General features: G+C 46.5%; 12 protein-coding genes. 1 reads left to right on the forward strand and 11 read right to left on the reverse strand.

The features are described 5' to 3' along the window. Positions 1–59 precede the first annotated feature (59 nt). On the forward strand, positions 60–1,979 hold the full coding sequence (locus GZN30_RS16030) for a methyl-accepting chemotaxis protein (RefSeq protein ID WP_075648584.1): 1,920 nt from the start codon (positions 60–62) through the stop codon (positions 1,977–1,979). Between the two features lie 513 nt (positions 1,980–2,492). Here the strand turns inward: GZN30_RS16030 and guaD are convergent. From guaD to GZN30_RS16085, 11 genes are all read right to left on the reverse strand, one after another. Further along, complete coding sequence (guaD, locus tag GZN30_RS16035) at positions 2,493–3,830, reverse strand: guanine deaminase (RefSeq protein ID WP_075648575.1); 1,338 nt, start codon at positions 3,828–3,830, stop codon at positions 2,493–2,495. A 40-nt stretch (positions 3,831–3,870) separates the two neighbouring features. After that, a complete protein-coding gene (xdhC, locus tag GZN30_RS16040) occupies positions 3,871–4,722 on the reverse strand; it encodes a xanthine dehydrogenase accessory protein XdhC (RefSeq protein WP_075648576.1) in 852 nt (283 codons plus the stop codon). A 39-nt stretch (positions 4,723–4,761) separates the two neighbouring features. Then, positions 4,762–7,152 (reverse strand): xanthine dehydrogenase molybdopterin binding subunit, encoded by a 2,391-nt coding sequence (gene xdhB, locus GZN30_RS16045; RefSeq protein ID WP_075648577.1) that lies wholly within the window; start codon positions 7,150–7,152, stop codon positions 4,762–4,764. Then, a complete protein-coding gene (gene xdhA / locus GZN30_RS16050) occupies positions 7,145–8,590 on the reverse strand; it encodes a xanthine dehydrogenase small subunit (protein WP_075648578.1) in 1,446 nt (481 codons plus the stop codon). The genes xdhB and xdhA overlap by 8 nt, the downstream gene beginning before the upstream one ends. A 497-nt stretch (positions 8,591–9,087) precedes the next feature. Continuing rightward, the gene (locus GZN30_RS16055; protein WP_075648391.1) at positions 9,088–9,819 is read right to left on the reverse strand and encodes a GntR family transcriptional regulator; all 732 of its coding nucleotides are present in this window, start codon (positions 9,817–9,819) and stop codon (positions 9,088–9,090) included. Positions 9,820–10,045: 226 nt separating this feature from the next. Further along, a complete protein-coding gene (fbpC, locus tag GZN30_RS16060) occupies positions 10,046–11,107 on the reverse strand; it encodes a ferric ABC transporter ATP-binding protein (protein ID WP_075648389.1) in 1,062 nt (353 codons plus the stop codon). Positions 11,108–11,125: 18 nt separating this feature from the next. Continuing rightward, the gene (locus tag GZN30_RS16065; protein WP_075648387.1) at positions 11,126–13,210 is read right to left on the reverse strand and encodes an ABC transporter permease; all 2,085 of its coding nucleotides are present in this window, start codon (positions 13,208–13,210) and stop codon (positions 11,126–11,128) included. 63 nt (positions 13,211–13,273) lie between these two features. Then, on the reverse strand, positions 13,274–14,308 hold the full coding sequence (locus GZN30_RS16070) for an ABC transporter substrate-binding protein (protein WP_075648385.1): 1,035 nt from the start codon (positions 14,306–14,308) through the stop codon (positions 13,274–13,276). Between the two features lie 78 nt (positions 14,309–14,386). Next, positions 14,387–15,688: an MFS transporter family glucose-6-phosphate receptor UhpC gene (uhpC, locus tag GZN30_RS16075; protein WP_075648383.1), complete on the reverse strand. Its 1,302-nt coding sequence runs from the start codon at positions 15,686–15,688 to the stop codon at positions 14,387–14,389. Positions 15,689–15,774: 86 nt separating this feature from the next. Further along, positions 15,775–17,379 (reverse strand): signal transduction histidine-protein kinase/phosphatase UhpB, encoded by a 1,605-nt coding sequence (uhpB, locus tag GZN30_RS16080; protein WP_083627133.1) that lies wholly within the window; start codon positions 17,377–17,379, stop codon positions 15,775–15,777. Next, a complete protein-coding gene (locus GZN30_RS16085; RefSeq protein ID WP_075648381.1) occupies positions 17,376–18,011 on the reverse strand; it encodes a response regulator in 636 nt (211 codons plus the stop codon). The genes uhpB and GZN30_RS16085 overlap by 4 nt, the downstream gene beginning before the upstream one ends. Positions 18,012–18,082: the final 71 nt, after the last annotated feature.

The raw sequence follows: 18,082 nt of genomic DNA on the forward strand, positions 1-18,082 counted from the left end.
AATCTTCTTTTGGCTCCGTGCTCTGCGCACTATTGGGCGAAACAAAGGAGTGTACGATGATGCGTTTTAAATTAAGTATCCGACACAAAACCATCTTAGCTACCGTAATGGCGGTAGTGCTTGTGATTGCGGTTCTGGTTGGCTTAACCATTAACCAGGGGCAGAAAATCATTCTGGAAAAAACCTATCAACAACAAATTCCTTCGGCGTTGGGGGAAGTGGCAAGCCAAATTCAGCTCGAGTTGCAAACACCTTTAGTCGTTGCTGAGACTATGTCTCAACTTGAAACGATCATCGAGTTTACCGGGGAAGAAGAACAAGCACTTATTGCACAACTCGCCGCGATCAAACAGCAGTTTAATGCTATCAGCGCATTTTATGTCACGAACGTCAATAACAGCTACTACGCTGCGAACGGGAAATTGAAACAGATTTCTGCCCATTCCAATGATGATCAATGGTTCTATCAGTTTTTAGCGAGTAATAAACAGGTTGAGCTCTCGATAGATACAGACAGTTCGACGGGCGCTGTAACGGTATTTGTTAATCAAGCCGTCGTCGTTGATGGGAAACGTATTGGCGTAACTGGTGTTGGGTTGTCGTTAGCCAATTTAGCCAGTACAGTCTCCAACTTTTCATTGGGAGCGTTAAGCCAGTTGATGTTGGTCGATCAAAATGGTGTGATTAAAGTTCACCCTAATACGGCTATGGTTGGTCAATCCATCACACAACTCGGTTTAGCCGATTTTCGCCGCCAAATGGACCAATTAAATGCTTCTCAAGCTTTTGTGGAACAGCAGGAGTTAAAGGGCAGTAGCACGATTGTGGGCTTAATGGCGTTACCACAGACAGAGTGGGTGTTGGTTTCTTTGCAGCCGACCCACGAAGTGCTAAGTGAGATCAATCAGTTTATTAACACAATGATTTGGATCGGTGCGATAGTGGCGATTATTTTCACTTGTGTTAGTGCTTATATGGCACATGTGCTGCTCAAGCCTTTGGCGACGACAGCTCAGTTATTGTTGCAAATCGGTAGTGGTGGTGGCGATCTCACCCAACGCTTAGATGAAAGCCGTAACGATGAAGTAGGCGATATTGCGCGAGGCTACAATCAGTTTGTCACCTATATGGCTGCTTTATTCGAGCAGATAGAACAATCTCGCCGCGAGCTGGTTGCGACTATCAATCAAATTGATCAACAAGCAACAGAGATGAAGCTGCATATCCAGGAGCAGACACAGAACATTGAGCAGGTGGCGACGGCAATACATGAAATGAATGTCAGCTCAGATGAAATCGCCGCTAACGCAACTCATACTTCACAGCATGTTCAAAGCTCGGCGCAAGAAGTGAAAAGTGGTTTGCAATCGGTCAGCGAGACATCACAACGCACTGAAATGATGAATCAGCAGCTTTTACAGAGTAACCAAAGCATTGAAGTCTTATCGAAAGACATTGACGCGATTGATACTGTGTTGGATGTGATCAGCGGCGTATCCGAGCAGACCAACTTACTGGCATTGAATGCGGCGATAGAAGCGGCGCGAGCTGGCGAGCAAGGGCGAGGCTTTGCTGTTGTGGCAGATGAAGTGCGAACGTTAGCGTCACGCACCCACGATTCCGCTAGTGAGATCCGCACTATCATTGAAAATTTACAAAGCTTAAGCCAAAAAGTGGTCGGTGAAGTGGAGCAGAGCCATAAGATTGGTGCAGATTGTATGAGTGCCGCTAAAGTCTCTGAGCATCATTTGGTATCGATCAACACGATTGTTGAGGACATCAATCAATTAAGTGCGCAGACAGCTACCGCAACCGGACAACAGTCGCAGGTAATCAATGAGATAGCCCCAAGCATTGCCAATATTGCAGATATCGCGCGCGACAATACCACTCGTGTTTCTCAAACATCGACACACTGTGACCAATTAAAACGCAATGCCAATTGTCTCAGTGAACTGGTAGCGAAGTTCCGTTTCTAGCTAGACTTCTTTCCAAGTGTGGTTTGCTCACCACTGCAAACCACAAATCTCGCTACTTCAAATCCTTCCTCACGTCGTAATCCACTGATTGTCTTCCCTTGCTCAAGGGAATCGAGCTCTCGCCCATGCGGAATGACAAAACTTCGTGTATTGACCAAGCTCATAGGTAACACTTCTAACTGTTTGTATTAGTGATCAATATTCATGTGTTGGTTTTCGTATTAATCGATACACTAGGTAAAAATTCAGGAAGAATTTTTAGGTTTGCGGCGTAGGGAACGCCTCAAACCGACCGAACAACATCAAATTTGCTAAAGCGCCTTTCTGATTACTCTTTGGCGCAGCAAAGAGTCATTGGCCCGCTGGCGCGAAGTAAAAGGGAAGTAGCAAGCAATTAAGCGGGACAGACCAATAAGGTAAGTATCAGAGGAATAAACAGTTAATCGAGAACAAAAAAAAACGCTCCCAATGAAGGAGAGCGTTTGGCCTAGGGAAGGAAAAGGTTGGTTCGCCTTAACTGGCGAACTTTTTAGACTCAACTTGACCTTTGGCGCAGTAAGCTTTCTCGCCGTAGATGAAGGTTTCACAGACCGTTCGGTCATCGCCAAGGCTCATTAGTACAAACAGCTTCTCTTCTAGAGTGGTGGCTTGCTTGATTCTAAAGCGCATCAATTGAGTGGCATGCAGGTCTAGGACGACAAAATCGGCCTCTTTACCTACTTCTAGGTTACCAATCTTATCTTCTAGGTGCAGAGAGCGTGCGCCACCTAAGGTTGCCAGGAAGAGTGATTTAAGTGGATGCAGCTTCTGTTTTTGCAGTTGCATGATCTTATACGCTTCACTCATGGTTTGTAGAATCGAGAAGCTCGTGCCGGCACCCACATCTGTGCCCATACCAACGCGCACTCCGTGCTCTTCAAGTTTGGGCAGTTTGAATAGCCCTGAGCCTAAAAATAAGTTGGAGGTTGGACAAAAGGCGATGGCAGATTCGCTTTGTGCTAAGCGCTGACATTCACACTCAGAAAGGTGAATACCGTGTGCGAATACCGAGCGTTTATGAAGCAGTCCATAATGGTCATAGACGTCTAAATAAGAGTCGCGCTCTGGGAACAGATCCAATACCCATTCAATTTCTTTCTGGTTTTCCGAGAGATGGGTATGCATGTAGACATCAGGGTACTCTTCCAGCAGTTTGCCGACTGTCGCAAGTTGTTCTGGCGTACTGGTTGGCGCAAAGCGTGGTGTCACGGCGTAGAGCAAACGTCCTTTGTTATGCCATTTCTCAATCAGTTGTTTTGAGGCTTGGTAGCCAGATTCGGGGGTGTCTGTCAGGTAGTCCGGCGCGTTGCGATCCATGAGTACCTTACCAGCAATCATGCGTAATTTACGCTTTTCAGCCTCTTCAAAAAAGACATCAATCGATTCTTTATGCACGGTACCGAACACCAGCGCGGTAGTGGTGCCATTACTTGCTAACTCATCCAAGAACAGGTTCGCGACTTTGTGCGCATACACCGGATTTTTGAAACGGCGTTCTTCTGGGAAGGTATAGTTCTCTAGCCAGTCGAGCAGTTGCTCTCCGTAAGAGGCGATCATCCCTGTTTGTGGGTAGTGAATGTGAGTATCAATAAAGCCGGAGGTGATGAGCTTGTCTTCATACTCAGTAATATCAAGTGGTTGAGGCTGTCTTGTTAGAACGTGCTCGGTCTCACCAATATCGACGATGTGTCCATTTTCAACCACGATCATACCGTCATCGAAAAATTGATAAGAGTTTTCCAGTCCGACATCTTTCGGATCAGCGATGCTGTGCAAAATGGCTGCACGATAAGCTTTACGTTGCATTGTCATTATTACTTCCTTTATCAATCCAAGCCTACAACTGCTTGGATCAGGCGATTTTCTCTTCCTGTGGTGAATCGCTCAGTGGTACTAAGCTACTGTGTGCTGTTGGACGTTTTTGTTCAAGTGGAATCCCTTGATAGTGTGCGATAAGTTCACCTGCAACCGAGACGGCAATCTCTGCTGGGTGCTTGCCATCGACCATGCTGATGCCGATAGGGCAGATCATGGTGTTGATTTGCGCCTCACTGTAGCCACGTTGTGCCAAACGCATATCGAATTTCTTTCGCTTGCTGAGTGAGCCAATCATGCCGAAATAGACACTATCATTTCGGTCAATAATCGCTTTTGCTAGCTCAAAATCGAGTTGATGATTATGAGTCATCACTAAGTAGTAACTATTCGCAGGGAGATCTTTCACTTCCGCTACCGGATCATCTGTCACCAGCTTAGTGATGCCGTGAGGAAGCTCTTCAGGGAAAACGTCCTCACGTTCATCAATCCAAGTGACACGAAATGGTAGGGTAGAGACAATATGTAAAAGTGCTTTGGCAACATGACCTGCGCCAAATACAACCAGGTGTTTTTGCGCCGTACCAATCGGTTCAAAACTCAGCGTTGCCATGCCACCACAACATTGCCCTAAACGAGCCCCAAGGTTAAAGCGTTCTACTTTGAGGGCGCGCTCACCCGTAGATAACATTTCGCGTGCCATTTGACTGGCGACATGTTCTAGGTGCCCACCACCAATCGTGGCGATGATGCGGTCTCGGGTGACGAGCATTTTGGTTCCTGCATCGCGAGGCACCGAGCCTCGGTCTTCTAAAACGGTCACCATGACACACGGTTCACTGTTTGTTTCTAACTGTGCGAGTTCATGAATCCAATTGTCTTTAAACATACGTCTCTCCTTGAACATTCGAGCTTAAATCACACCTGTTTACGCTTGTGTTGCTGATGTTTGCTCTGCTTGCGATTTTGTTTGTGTCACTTGCTGAATCGCCATGAGTACGCGCTCAGGAGTGGCAGGGGTATCGAGTTTTGCGATTACACCATCAGGGGCAACAGCATGAATCGCGTCTCGAAGTGCGCTCCAAACAGACATTCCGAGCATAAACGGCGGTTCACCAACCGCTTTTGAGTTAAACACGGTATCTTCAGGGTTGGCACGGTTTTCGAGTAGATGAGTATGGAACTCGATTGGCATATCGGCGATCGCTGGGATCTTGTAACTTGCCGGTCCATTGGTCATTAAGCGACCTTGCTCATTCCACACTAACTCTTCAGTGGTTAACCAGCCGACACCTTGCAAGAAACCACCTTCGATCTGACCAATATCGATTGCCGGGTTAAGGGAAGCGCCAACATCATGCAAAATATCAGCACGTAGGATCTTGTATTCTCCGGTTAAGGTATCGATGATCACTTCCGAACAAGATGCGCCGTAGGCGAAGTAATAAAATGGACGACCGCGCGCTTTTTCATGATCGTAATAGATCTTAGGTGTGCGATAGAAACCAGTACTCGAGAGCGACACTTGATTGAAATAGGCCAATTGTACGAATGACTCAAAGGTCATGATTTCATCACGAATGACAATCATGCCATTTTTGAATACCACCTCTTCTGGTGAGACCTTAAAGTGATTTGAGGCAAACTCAATCAAACGTTGCTTGATAGTTAGAGCGGCGTTTTGAGCTGCCTTACCATTGAGATCGGCGCCCGATGAGGCCGCAGTTGGCGATGTGTTCGGTACTTTGTCTGTGTTGGTAGCGGTGATTTGGATTCGTTCAACATCAACTTGGAACTCCTGTGCAACAATTTGAGCCACTTTGATATTCAAACCTTGCCCCATTTCCGTACCACCGTGATTCAAGTGAATACTGCCATCGGTGTATATATGAATTAGAGCCCCAGCTTGATTGAGGAAAGTCGCGGTGAATGAGATACCAAATTTTACTGGGGTAATCGCAATGCCTTTTTTTAGGATCGGGCTTTGCTGATTGAACTCGGCAATGGCTTTACGACGTGCATGATAGTCACTGCTGTGCTCGAGTTGTTCAGTAATTTCTGGCAGGAAGTTATCTTCAACCGTTTGATAGTAATGAGTGACGTTACGTCCTTCATCACCGTAGTAATTTGCTTTGCGCACTTCTAGCGGATCTTTATCTAGGTAACGTGCGATTTCATCCATGATGTGTTCAATGGTCATCATGCCTTGTGGACCACCAAAGCCACGATATGCGGTATTGGACGCGGTATTGGTTTTACAGCGATGTCCCGTGACCGTTGCATCTCCCAAGTAGTAGGCATTGTCTGAGTGGAACATGGCGCGGTCGACAATTGAGCTAGACAAATCTGGTGAATAGCCACAGTTACCTGCAACGATGATTTCTGACCCTTGAATTACGCCATTATCATCAAAACCAATTTTGTACTGGTTGTAGAACGGATGGCGTTTGCCCGTCATGCTCATATCTTCTGCACGTGGTAAACGCATCTTGGTTGGTCGTTTGGTTAGATGAGCAATCACCGCCGCCATACACGCGGGTGCTGCTGCCTGAGTCTCTTTGCCACCAAAACCACCACCCATGCGGCGCATATCAATCACCACTTTATGCATTGGTACGCCTAGCACTTCTGCAACCAGCTTTTGTACTTCGGTTGGGTTTTGTGTCGAGGTGTAGACAATCATGCCACCATCTTCGGTCGGCATCACGCTGCTGACTTGCGTTTCCAGATAAAAGTGTTCCTGACCGCCTATCTCGAGATCACCCTCAATTACATGCTTTGCGTTTGCGATGGCGACCGTTGAGTTGCCACGTTTTTGTTGGTGACTTTCAGTCACAAAGAGCTTTTTCTCTAGAGCCTCTTTGACATCAAGTACAGGCGGCAGCGCCTCGTATTCAACAATTGCGGCTTGAGCTGCTTTACGCGCTGTTTCCATATCATTGGCAGCAACGGCTAAGACAGGCTGACCGTAATATTGCACGAGCCCATCAGCGAGTAGGGGATCACCGGGTAATATGGCACCGATATCCAATTGACCGGGTACGTCTTCATGGGTAATCGCAATCGCGACGCCGTCGAATTCATAACAAGGTGAAACGTCGAGTTTGGTGATCTTCGCGTGCGCATGGGTACTTAAGCGCGCATAAACGTGCAGTTGATTTGGAAATTCAAGACGATCATCAATATAAACGGCTTCACCGGTAACTTGTTTTGGTGCGCTGTCGTGTTTTACGCTCTTACCAACACCAGTTTTAAGATCCTGTTTTACGATGGCGACCATCTCATCATGAGTCATGGTCTGATGGTGTGCGTTAGACATAAGACGTTACCCTTGTTTCAATCTGGTTGTTGTGATGATTTTGTTCAATAAAGAAGCGGCGCAGCATATTGGCGGCGGTTATCGAACGATATTCTTTACTGGCTCGGAAATCAGACAGCGGCTCAAAGTCGTTATGAATTTCTGCCATGGCGTCATCAATATTGGCTTGATTCCACTCTTTGCCGAGTAAAGCATTTTCACAACGTGTCGCGCGTTTTGGCGTTGCAGCCATACCGCCAAAGGCGATTCGAGCTGAGACCACTTTGTTGTCTTCAATTTGAATATTGAAGGCACCGCAAACCGCTGAAATATCATCATCTAAACGCTTTGATAGCTTGTAAGCGCGGAAGGTCTCTTCTGTTTTCGGCTTAGGAATGATTACCTGTTCGATAAACTCACTCTCTTGTTGGGCGGTGACTTTATAACTAATAAAGTATTCCTCAATTGGCATCACTCGGCTCTGCTTACCACGACGTAGCTTCACTTGCGCATTTAAGGCGATCAGTAGTGGTGGCGCATCACCAATTGGTGAGGCATTACCGATATTGCCTCCTAACGTGCCTTGATTACGCACTTGCAGAGAAGCAAAGCGATGCAGCAATTCACCGAAATCTTTGTAGTGACTGCTGAGCAGTTGGTAGGCATCACTAATCGCGACGTTCGCGCCAATGTGTAACGCATCTTCACTCTCTTCACACACCTTCATGTCTTCAACAAGGTTGACGTTAATCAGTGTCTCGATTTCACGATGGAATTGAGTCACTTCCAGTGCCAGATCGGTGCCTCCTGCAACGAGCTTGGCATTAGGATAAGTGCTATAGAGTTCAGCAAGCTCATTGATGCTACGAGGTAAGTACGCTGTCAGATTGCCATAGCTTAAACTGGCAGGCTGCTCTTGTAGGGTTTGTAAGCGAGCAATGGTTTTGTTCTCGAGTTCAACAAACTGATCCATTAAAGGTTCGTTACCCGCTAGCGACAATGCAGCATCAACAATGGGGCGGTAACCGGTACAGCGACACAAGTTACCGGCTAGTGACTCCATCACATCTTCTTTGTTGGCGTTAGGTTTGTTCTTGCTAAGCGCAAACATAGACATGATAAAACCGGGTGTGCAGTAGCCACATTGTGAACCATGGAAATCGACCATGGCTTGCTGCGTAGGGTGCAGCTTGTTTTTGTTTTGTAGATCTTCAACGGTAATAAGTTGCTTACCGTGCAAGCTAGAGACGAACGTCAAACAAGAGTTTACCGAGCGATAATGAAGCTTTCCGTCGATTACTTCACCTAATACCACTGTACAGGCACCACAATCACCCGAGCCGCAACCCTCTTTCGTACCCATTTTTTGTACTTGTGTTCTCAGGTATTGAAGCACTGTCATATTAGGCGACAGTTCACTTTCTTGTCTGAGTTCTTGATTGAGTAGGAAAGTAATCAAGAGACCTCCTTGTGCATTGACACTATTGTTCCGATGTTTATTTTCTGACCTTGTGGTCAATAATTGGATAATTTGACTCGTAGGTCAACTTTATTTTTACAAAAATGCAACATTGGAAAGGGGTAAAAACGCCGTATGGCTAATGCTATCTATTGTTTACTATCTGATATTAAGGGCTTTTAATTGTCCCTTTAAGTCAAAAATCTTCATGTAAAGATTTTTAATATTGTGTTTTATGATGTATACAATAGGCTGGGATGCGGGATGCGGGATGCGGGATGCGGGATGCGGGATGCGGGATGCGGGATGCGGGATGCGGGATGCGGGATGCGGGATGCGGGATGCGGGATGCGGGATGCGGGATGCGGGATGCAGGATGCAGGATGCGTGGTGGTATGACCCCATAAAAGTAGACACATGGAGTTAATTCATTCGTTCAATGCACAAAAAAGCCCAACGTATTGCTGGGCTTAGCGTTGAGGAGTGCGTGTTGCGGGTTAACGACTTTTTAGTATGTCAGAAAAGACAACATGTAAATCGTTGGAGGCAAGGTGGCTATCCAAATTCAATTTAGAGCGGATATGGTTGATGTGCTCTTGCATTAAAGCCACTGCGTGCTCACTGTCACCTGCTTCTATCGCATCAAGTAAGTTGGTATGTTCATCTTGCGAGCAGTTAGCGTGGTTGCCAGTCTCGTATTGGGCAATCAGTAGTGAGGTTTGCGACACTAAGCTGCGTTGAAAAGCGAGCAGCGGCGTATTGTTTGCCATTTCAGCGAGTTGAATATGGAATTCGCCCGAGAGACGTAAACCTTTACCATAGTCGCCATTGTGGAAGGCATGATTTTCTTCTTTCACCAATTGGCGACATTCCGCGAGTTTGGCGGGTGTCGCGTTAGTTACTGCTAATTCAGTGATCGCCAATTCAAGCACTTCACGCGCTTTAATGATTTGCTTCGCTTCATCTTTGGTCGGCGCAGCAACCATTGCCCCTTTGTTCGGGCGAATACTTACCACATGCTCCATGGAAAGTCTGAATAAAGCTCGGCGGATAATGGTTCGGCTAACACCAAAGATTTCAGCCAATGCCTCTTCGTTGAGTTTCGTTGCTGGTGGCAAACGCTGCTCAAGGATGGCGTCAAAGATGTGGCAATAAACAACGTCGTCTTGGGTTTGTCCGGCGATTTTGGTTTTAATATTTTTCGCAACGGAGTTTTTTAGATTTGCCATAGGCGGCGTTCACTCTCAATAAATTCATTCCTTTTATAAAACAATCATACTTTACTTTGTATACATGTGGCTAGGAAGGCTTATGTTTTGCGACATTACGCTCATCTGTTTGATAACTTAAAAGTAACAACTTGTGAGAGCTTTGAATCAGATATAAAAAGGCCGCTTACAGAGGGATTTGGATGTAAGCGGCTATACCAATGGCAAGGTGTTAAAACGTAATAACTTACTCTTTTGGCGCTTTAGGAAGTAAGAACACCCCGTTAGGGTTAATGGTTAAATAGGCATGATCGGCGTAGCTCGCATCGAATTGCGATGAGTTAAGTTGCAACAGCAGTTCGTGGCCTTGCCACTGTACGACCACTTCATACATCGATCCCATATACGCAAAGCTGCTCACTTGGCATTGCTGACAAGCGTCGCCGTCTTCAGTAAGTAGAATCGCCTCAGGTCGCACACCAATTTCGTAGTGACCAGCTTCAATATTGGCTACGTTATCTTGGTTGGCTTTCAAGCGATAGCCGTGAATATCGATATATTCGCCATCGAACTCACCACTAAACATGTTGGCTTCACCCATGAAGTTTGCCATAAACATTGATGCAGGATGTTGATACAACTCTGTTGGTGTACCTTGCTGCATGATGTCACCATCTTTCATTACGATAACCGTATCAGACACTGCGAACGCTTCCGCTTGGTCATGAGTCACGTAAAGTGAGGTGATATTAAAGCGCTGTTGCAGTTCACGGATGGTCTCACGCATATTGCGGCGTAAGTTAGCATCAAGGTTACTCAGCGGTTCGTCGAACAGCAGTACTTTCGGTTTGAGTACTAGCGCGCGCGCAAGTGCAACGCGTTGCTGCTGACCACCAGAGATTTGGTCAACGTAGCGTTCGCCAAAACCTTCGAGATCGACCAGTTTTAGTGCGTCATTGACGCGTTGCTTGATCTCGGCTTTTTCCATCCCGAGCATTTTCAAACCATAGCCGACGTTATCCGCCAGTGACATGTGCGGGAAGAGGGCATAGGACTGAAACACCATACAGATGTCACGGTGTTGAATCGAAGTGTTAGTGACATCTTCACCGTCGATAAAAATCTGTCCGCTGGTTGGTTTCTCAAGACCCGCGACCAAACGCAATACCGTGGTTTTACCGCAACCAGAAGGACCTAGTAGGGTGACGAGTGCGCCTTTTTTAATCTCAAGGTCTAAATCGCCGATAACGGTCTTATCCCCAAAGCGCTTGCAGACATTTTTAAGGACTACAAAGTTTTCTTTTTCCATGAGTTATATCTCCAATTGCTACTCTTGGTTATTGGCTTTGGAACGCGAGACGCGCGCTTCACCGACAAGAAAATCAAAAATTAAAATAATGGCTAACATGACAACAATCAGAATTGAGCCATAGGCGATGGCAATGCCGTATTCACCATCCTCAACACGGTTAAGAATGTATGAGGTTGCGACGCGAGTTTCTGGGGTCACCAAGAAAATGATCGCACTGACGGTCGTCATCGCGCGCACAAAGCTAAACACCAGTGTGGATAGAATCGCTGGGCGCAGTAGCGGCAATAGAATATGGGTAATGGTTTTGAGCGAGTTGGCGCGCAGACTGAGCGAGGCCTCATCCAGCGCTTTATCAAGCTGACCAAGCCCTGCAATGCCCGAACGAATACCGACAGGTACGTTACGCATTACCATTGAAATCACCACGATGGCTGCGGTACCAGTTAGATACATGGGCGCATCGTTAAACGCTAAGATGTATGACACACCTGCTACCGTACCCGGGACAGCAAAACAAAGCATAGTGGCAAATTCGATAACCTTCTTTCCATGGAACTGCTGACGCACCACGATGTAAGCGATAAGCAGACCAAAGAAAGCGGTCAGTGGTGCGGCGACACCAGCGTAAATCATGGTGGTGATAAGCGATGGCCATGCCCCTTCACTAAAACCACTGCCGAATAGGTTGAGGTAGTTAGCGAACGTTAAGCTGTAATCCACCCCCCAGTTCACGGTGAAGCTGCCGTAGAAGATGCTGCCGTAAAGTAGGATGTTGAATGCCATCCAGAAGTAGAGTAAACCTGATACGGTGTGTTTTAAGGTCGTTGGCAATGGCTGTACGTCACCACGGTATGACTTACCCGAAATCGTCACGTATGAGCGTTTACCAATCCAGAGGTATTGAACAACGAAGATCGCTAATGAGAACAGCAGTAGAACTGCGCCAAGCGTACTTGCTGAAGCATAGTCGAGCTGCGCACCGGCAATGTAGAAGTAGATTTGTGTCGCCAGTACGTCAAAGCTGCCGCCAAGGACTAATGGGTTACTAAAGTCAGCCAGTGACTGAACAAAAATAATCAAGAAGCTGTTGGCTAACGCCGGTTTAAGCAGCGGCATCACTATCTTGAAGAAAGTCTGATAGCGGTTGGCACGCAGAGTGTAAGATGCTTCTTCTAATGATGGGTGCAGTGATTTCATCGCGCCATCTAGGATCATAAATGACATCGGAGCAAACGCTAGCACTTGTGCCAGCCAAATCCCGGTAAAGCCATACAACCAGTTAGTTTGTTGTAAGCTAAACCAGTCAACCATCAGTTCTGTAATATAGCCGGAACGACCGAGCATTAAAGTTACACCCAGACCGACCACAAATGGTGGGGTAACAATAGGTAAAATTGAGAAAATACGCGCAATGAATGCACTGCGTTCCGCAATACGCGTGGTGTATATAGCGAAAATCAAGCCAAAGAAGGTCGCACCAATACCTACCGCAACACCCAGGCCAACCGAGTTAAATACGATGCGGATGATGTGAGAACTGCTAAGAATATCGACAAACTGCCAGGCAACAAAGTTACCCATGTCATCTTCGAACATTGGCACGAAGATGGCGAAGCTAGGGTAGATGATAAAGACAGTGATCAGCAAAATGATCGAAATCAGCGAGCCAATAACAAAGACATCACCGCCAAGGTATTCCAAGCGAGAGAAGGCGAGAGTCATCACTGCGCCAAGCACGATAAACAGGGCGATGGTCGCATATCCCATCCCTTGTCCGGTGTACCAAGATGAGATGACCACAAACAGCATACAAAATGCCGAATAGCCAATATCAAATTGATGGCGAAGTTTGGCGTATTTGTTTTGCGCTTGAATCGGGCGCAGCAACAAGACTGCAGGTAGGGCGAACCATAACCACGAAATATTAAAACTGCTCCAACCCATGGCAGCACGAAACTCATCCGAAGTTGAGTCGAGCAATCCATAGTCGAGAGCGAAAACAGGAAGAAGGACGAAAGCTACTACTAAGCTCACTAGCCAGTAAAATACTGGATCGCGCTTAGTAGATTCAGGGCTAATGTGCGCGGTGAGTTCGTTCATAATAAATACCTAGATTCATGAGCGAGTAGGGTGATGGCGAATACCATCACCCACACAGTTGGATTATTGACCCATCTTGACGACGTTAACCCACTTGTTGATCAAGCGTTTACGTTCATCTGATGAACCATATGTCTCCATGTCGTAGTCAATGAGCTCAAGCGTGTTTGGATCAAGAGCGTTTGGTGACTGTTCTGCGGTTGTATTGGTTAAGATTTGGAAAGATTTACCTTTTTTCCATGCAGTTTCCTGACCTTCTTTCGATAGCACGAAATCAAGGAATTTCTGTGCGTTGTCTAGGTTACGCGCACCTTTGATGATACTTACGCCACCAATTTCGTAGCCGGTGCCTTCACAAGGTGAGATCAGCTCAAGTGGTGCACCTTTTGATTGCTCTAGAGAGTAGTCGTGTAAGAAGCCGATACCGATAGCCACTTCGCCACGCGCTGCGTTACGAGAAGGGGTAACACCAGATTTGGTGTATTGAGAAACGTTTTTGTCTAGATCTTTAAAGTAGTTAAACGCTTTGTCTTCATCCCAAAGTTGGATAAAGGTTGCGAGCGCGGTATAAGCAGTACCAGAGCTTTGTGGGTCAGAGATTTGGATTTCACCGGCGTATTCCGGCTTGGTTAGGTCGCTCCAACAGCGTGGAATTTCAAGCCCTTTTTCTGCCAAGCGGTCTTTATTGACACCAAAGCCAAGAATACCCATGTAAACGGCCGAAGAGTAGTTGCCCTTGCGTTTGGCTGGATCTTTGAAGTCATCCATGATGAATTCAAGTTGAGGAGATTTGTAAGCGTGTAACAGATCCATCTCACCACCTTGAGATTGAGGATCGAGTGTACCGCCATACCATACGTCTGCACGTGGGTTCTTCTTCTCAGCGTCAATTTTCGCCAAGGTACTGCCAGAACCGTTACGGACAAATGATGTTTTTACATCGTATTTTTCAGAGAAAGCTTTGGTTGCTGCTTCACACATAGCATTGGTCGCACTGCAGTAAACGACCAAGCGACCATCTGCCATGGCTTGCGGAGCTGCCATTGCCGCACCAAGGATGCAGGCTGAGAGTAAGCTGCGTTTTGTTCCAACTTTCATGTTATTTCCTCTTGTTGTATCCAACTGTAGGGTTGGTAAGTCCTTGCGGTATAAAACAACGAGAGGGAATTTATTAAGTTAGGTTATGGCTATCCCTGCCCGTTGCTGAGCTTTAACAAAAGGAAGGATCAACAAGCCAATTAGTGCTGCCGAGAGCGTAATCACGCTGAAAAATCCTTCCCAGTTAAACTGGTCAATTATCAGTGCGAGTGGGTAACCCGCTAGCGCAGCACCAATGTAGGCAAATAGACCTACAAAGCCTGTCGCGGTGCCAGCCGCATCTTTGTGTGAACACTCCGCCGCGGCCATACCAATCATCATCTGTGGGCCAAAGACAAAGAAACCAATCGCAAAAAAACAGCCTGACAAAATGATGAAATTATCGAGTGGGGTGAGCCATAACGCGGCAACAGAAACAAAGATCCCCAGTGCGAACAACAAAATCATTGGTGCACGATTACCGTGAAAGAATTTGTCCGATCCCCAGCCACCGAATAGTGAGCCAAGCAATCCACCAACTTCAAACATGGCGACTACACCATTGGCGCTAAACAACTGGTATTGGTGGCGTTGGGTTAGGTAGAGGTTGCCCCAATCATTGATTGCAATGCGTACCACATATACCAGCAAGTAAGAGCTGCACAGTAACCAAATGTATTTGTTACCCAGTACATAGGTTTTTACTACTTGCCAAAATGGCAGCCCTTTACCTTCAGCCTCGTGCACTTTTTCCAGTTGGTCATCTCGCCATTCGCCAACGGTAGGTAACCCCATCGAACTAGGCTTATCTCGCAAGCGAAAACAAAGCACTATCCCCACTAAAACAGCCAATGAGCCGGGAAGAATAAAGCCAAAGCGCCAGCCCCAAGTGACAGCGGCGAAACCGATACTGATTGGAATGATCGCGCCACTTAAGTTGTGGCAAGTGTTCCAAATTGACCACCAAAAACCTCGTTCAGAACGTGAGTACCAACTGGTGAGCAACTTGGCACACGGTGGCCATCCCCAACCCTGAAACAACGCGTTCAATGTCCAAAGCACCGCGAAGGCAAACAGGGAAGAGCTCAAACCAAAAGCAATATTGATAACGCCAGTAAAAATCAGCCCAAGCCCCATAAAATAAGCAGGCTTGGTCTGGTCACTTACCATGCCAGAGAGAAATTTAGACACGCCATAAGTGATGTAAAATAGCGTTCCCAAAATACCAATATCAGCCGTGTCTAAGCCTAAATCGGTGATCATACTTGGCATCGCAAAGTTCAGGCTCTTGCGAGTAAAGTAGAAAACGCCGTAGCCAACATACATCACCATCATTAAGTGAAGCCGCCAGTAACGGTAAGTTTCGTCAATCTGATTTAGGTTTTTGTTCGCTGTTAACACGAGCTCCTCTCCTTGGCATGAAAGAATGGTAACCAAGCCATAACTGAAATGAATTGGACGGTTTTATATATCACTAGGAAAATTTCCTAGTTTGGCGGAGGTGTTTTGTGTTTTGTGGGTAAGTTAACAAATATTCGGCTACCCAATGAGTTAGAAGTGATGCTCATGGTGCCACCGAGCGCACTAATTCGCTCTTCAATGCCTTTTAAGCCTTGTCCTTTGAGTCGCCAGTTATCAGGCAGACCAATGCCGTTGTCCCGCAGTTCGAGGCTAAAGCGATCGCCTGGTACTAATGACAGTTGCACTTGAGTAGCCTCTGCGTGCTTACAGGTGTTATTCAGTAGCTCTTGCACGATGCGGTAGAGGGTTACCGCAGTAATGTCATCGAGACGGTCGGCAAAGATGCCAAAATTGAGGCGAAAATCGATGCCGCGTTCATCAAAGCGCATTTCTGCTGCCAGTTGGCGAATAGCACTCTCGAGCCCGAGTTCATCGAGCGCGTGAGGACGAAGCTGCTTAAGCAGTTGCCGAGTGGAATTGTGAATTCGCAGCGCGAGTTCATTAGTGGTATTAGCGATGTTGATTTGCTGTTCGTCTTTAGCAAGCCGTTTGGTCAGCATCGACTGAATTTGAATTGCTGTAATATTTTGCCCGATTTCATCATGCAGCTCACGGGCAACCGATTTGCGAATATCTTCTTCTACGTGAACCAATTGTCTGGCTAACTGTTGTTTGCTTGCCAGCTCTTGCTCCAACTTTTTATTGGCTCGGTGAAGCTGCTGGGCGAGGAAGTATTGTCTGCTGATAGCAATACCTAGCCCTAAGCCAATCAGAGCCTGAGTAGAGATAAAGGTTTGCAGTTCTAAATCACTGCCGAATGACCCGGTTACTTGGCGCGCCGTAGCAAGCAGAATACTGTTCATCACGCTAGCAAGCACGCCACCTTGCCAGCCATAGCGATAAGCCATAAAGATGTTAGGCAGTAAGAAGATTAGTAGTGCCAATGGCTTCATCTGCTCAAGTAGGGTGAGCTCAGTAAACAGACCAATAGCGAAAAAGAGCAAACACCAAACCAATGCCGAAGCACGTAGCGACACCTCTTGATGAATTAGAGTTGGTGTAAGCGGTTGCCATACTTGGCGCAGTAAATAGTCATAGACAAGATAAATAAAGGGTGCGAGGAGTATGCCGCCAGTTAAGGCTGCGATGGCACCTTGAAATGCATACACCGCGCCTAATCCGATCGGTTTAGTGAGCAGAAGCAGAGCGAAACCACACGCCAACGCATAGGTTATGGCGAGACCAGACAAGGCAAGCAGTCGTTGCCAATAGATCTGCAATGGTCGCCAAATGGTTTGGAATATAACCGCAATGGCGTGGTTAAAGCAGGCAAACAGGATCAATAAATAACTGTAGCTTGCTTCATTGGTGAGTTGAATCAAACTCCAGACGAGGATAATTTCAGCCGTGGTGAACCAAGGCCACAGCTTACGCGTGGTTAAAGTGTAAACCGCCAGCTTAAAACCGGTTGGCAACAATAGACCAGCCAACAGAACATCATGAGAAAGATAGAGGCTGACATTCCATAGGCAGAACCAACAAATTACGTAACCTAGAATGGCAAAAGTGTAACTAAAGCCATGAGTTAAAATCAGTTTTGGTAAATGTTTACGCCGGGCGACTTCACTCATACCGTTTCATCACTCAGCAATTTGTGCTGCAGTGCAAAGCGAATCAGATCAACGTTATTGGAAAGATTTAGCTTACTCAAAATATTGGCACGATGAACATGGATGGTTTTGTGGCTGATTGAGAGTTTGTTGCCGACCTCTTTAACATCGAGACCCTGAATTAAATGATCAAATACCTCACGTTCGCGCTTAGTCAGTTCTTGGAGAACAGATGGCGAAGAGGAGGCGTTGCTCAGATTGATGAGTGCATCAGTACATAAATAGTGATCGCCTGCCGCGACTTTGCGAATAGCGGTGACTAACTCTTCAGGTCCGCAACGCTTTGATAAATAGCCAAACGCGCCCACCTCAATCGCTTTACTCACAAATGAAGCGGAATCATAAATGCTAAGAATAATCGCTTTTAATTCAGGCTGTTTTTTACGCAGTTTCTCTAATAGAACTAAACCACTTTCATCAGGCATTGAGATATCAATCACCGCGACGTCAATATTGGATGCCGATAGCACGCGATACGCCTCATGAGCGTTATCAAATTCACTGTGGATTTTTATGTCTGGTTCACATGCCAATAACTGGGCAAAACCTGAGCGAACCATAATATGGTCATCGACAAGAGAGACTGAAATCATAGCGACATCCTTGATGGGAACGCTTGATGATTACAAATTCTTACAGGTGTTTCAAAGTCAACACGTAACTC

This window comes from Vibrio ponticus (genome assembly GCF_009938225.1).
GTDB classification, from domain to species: domain Bacteria; phylum Pseudomonadota; class Gammaproteobacteria; order Enterobacterales; family Vibrionaceae; genus Vibrio; species Vibrio ponticus.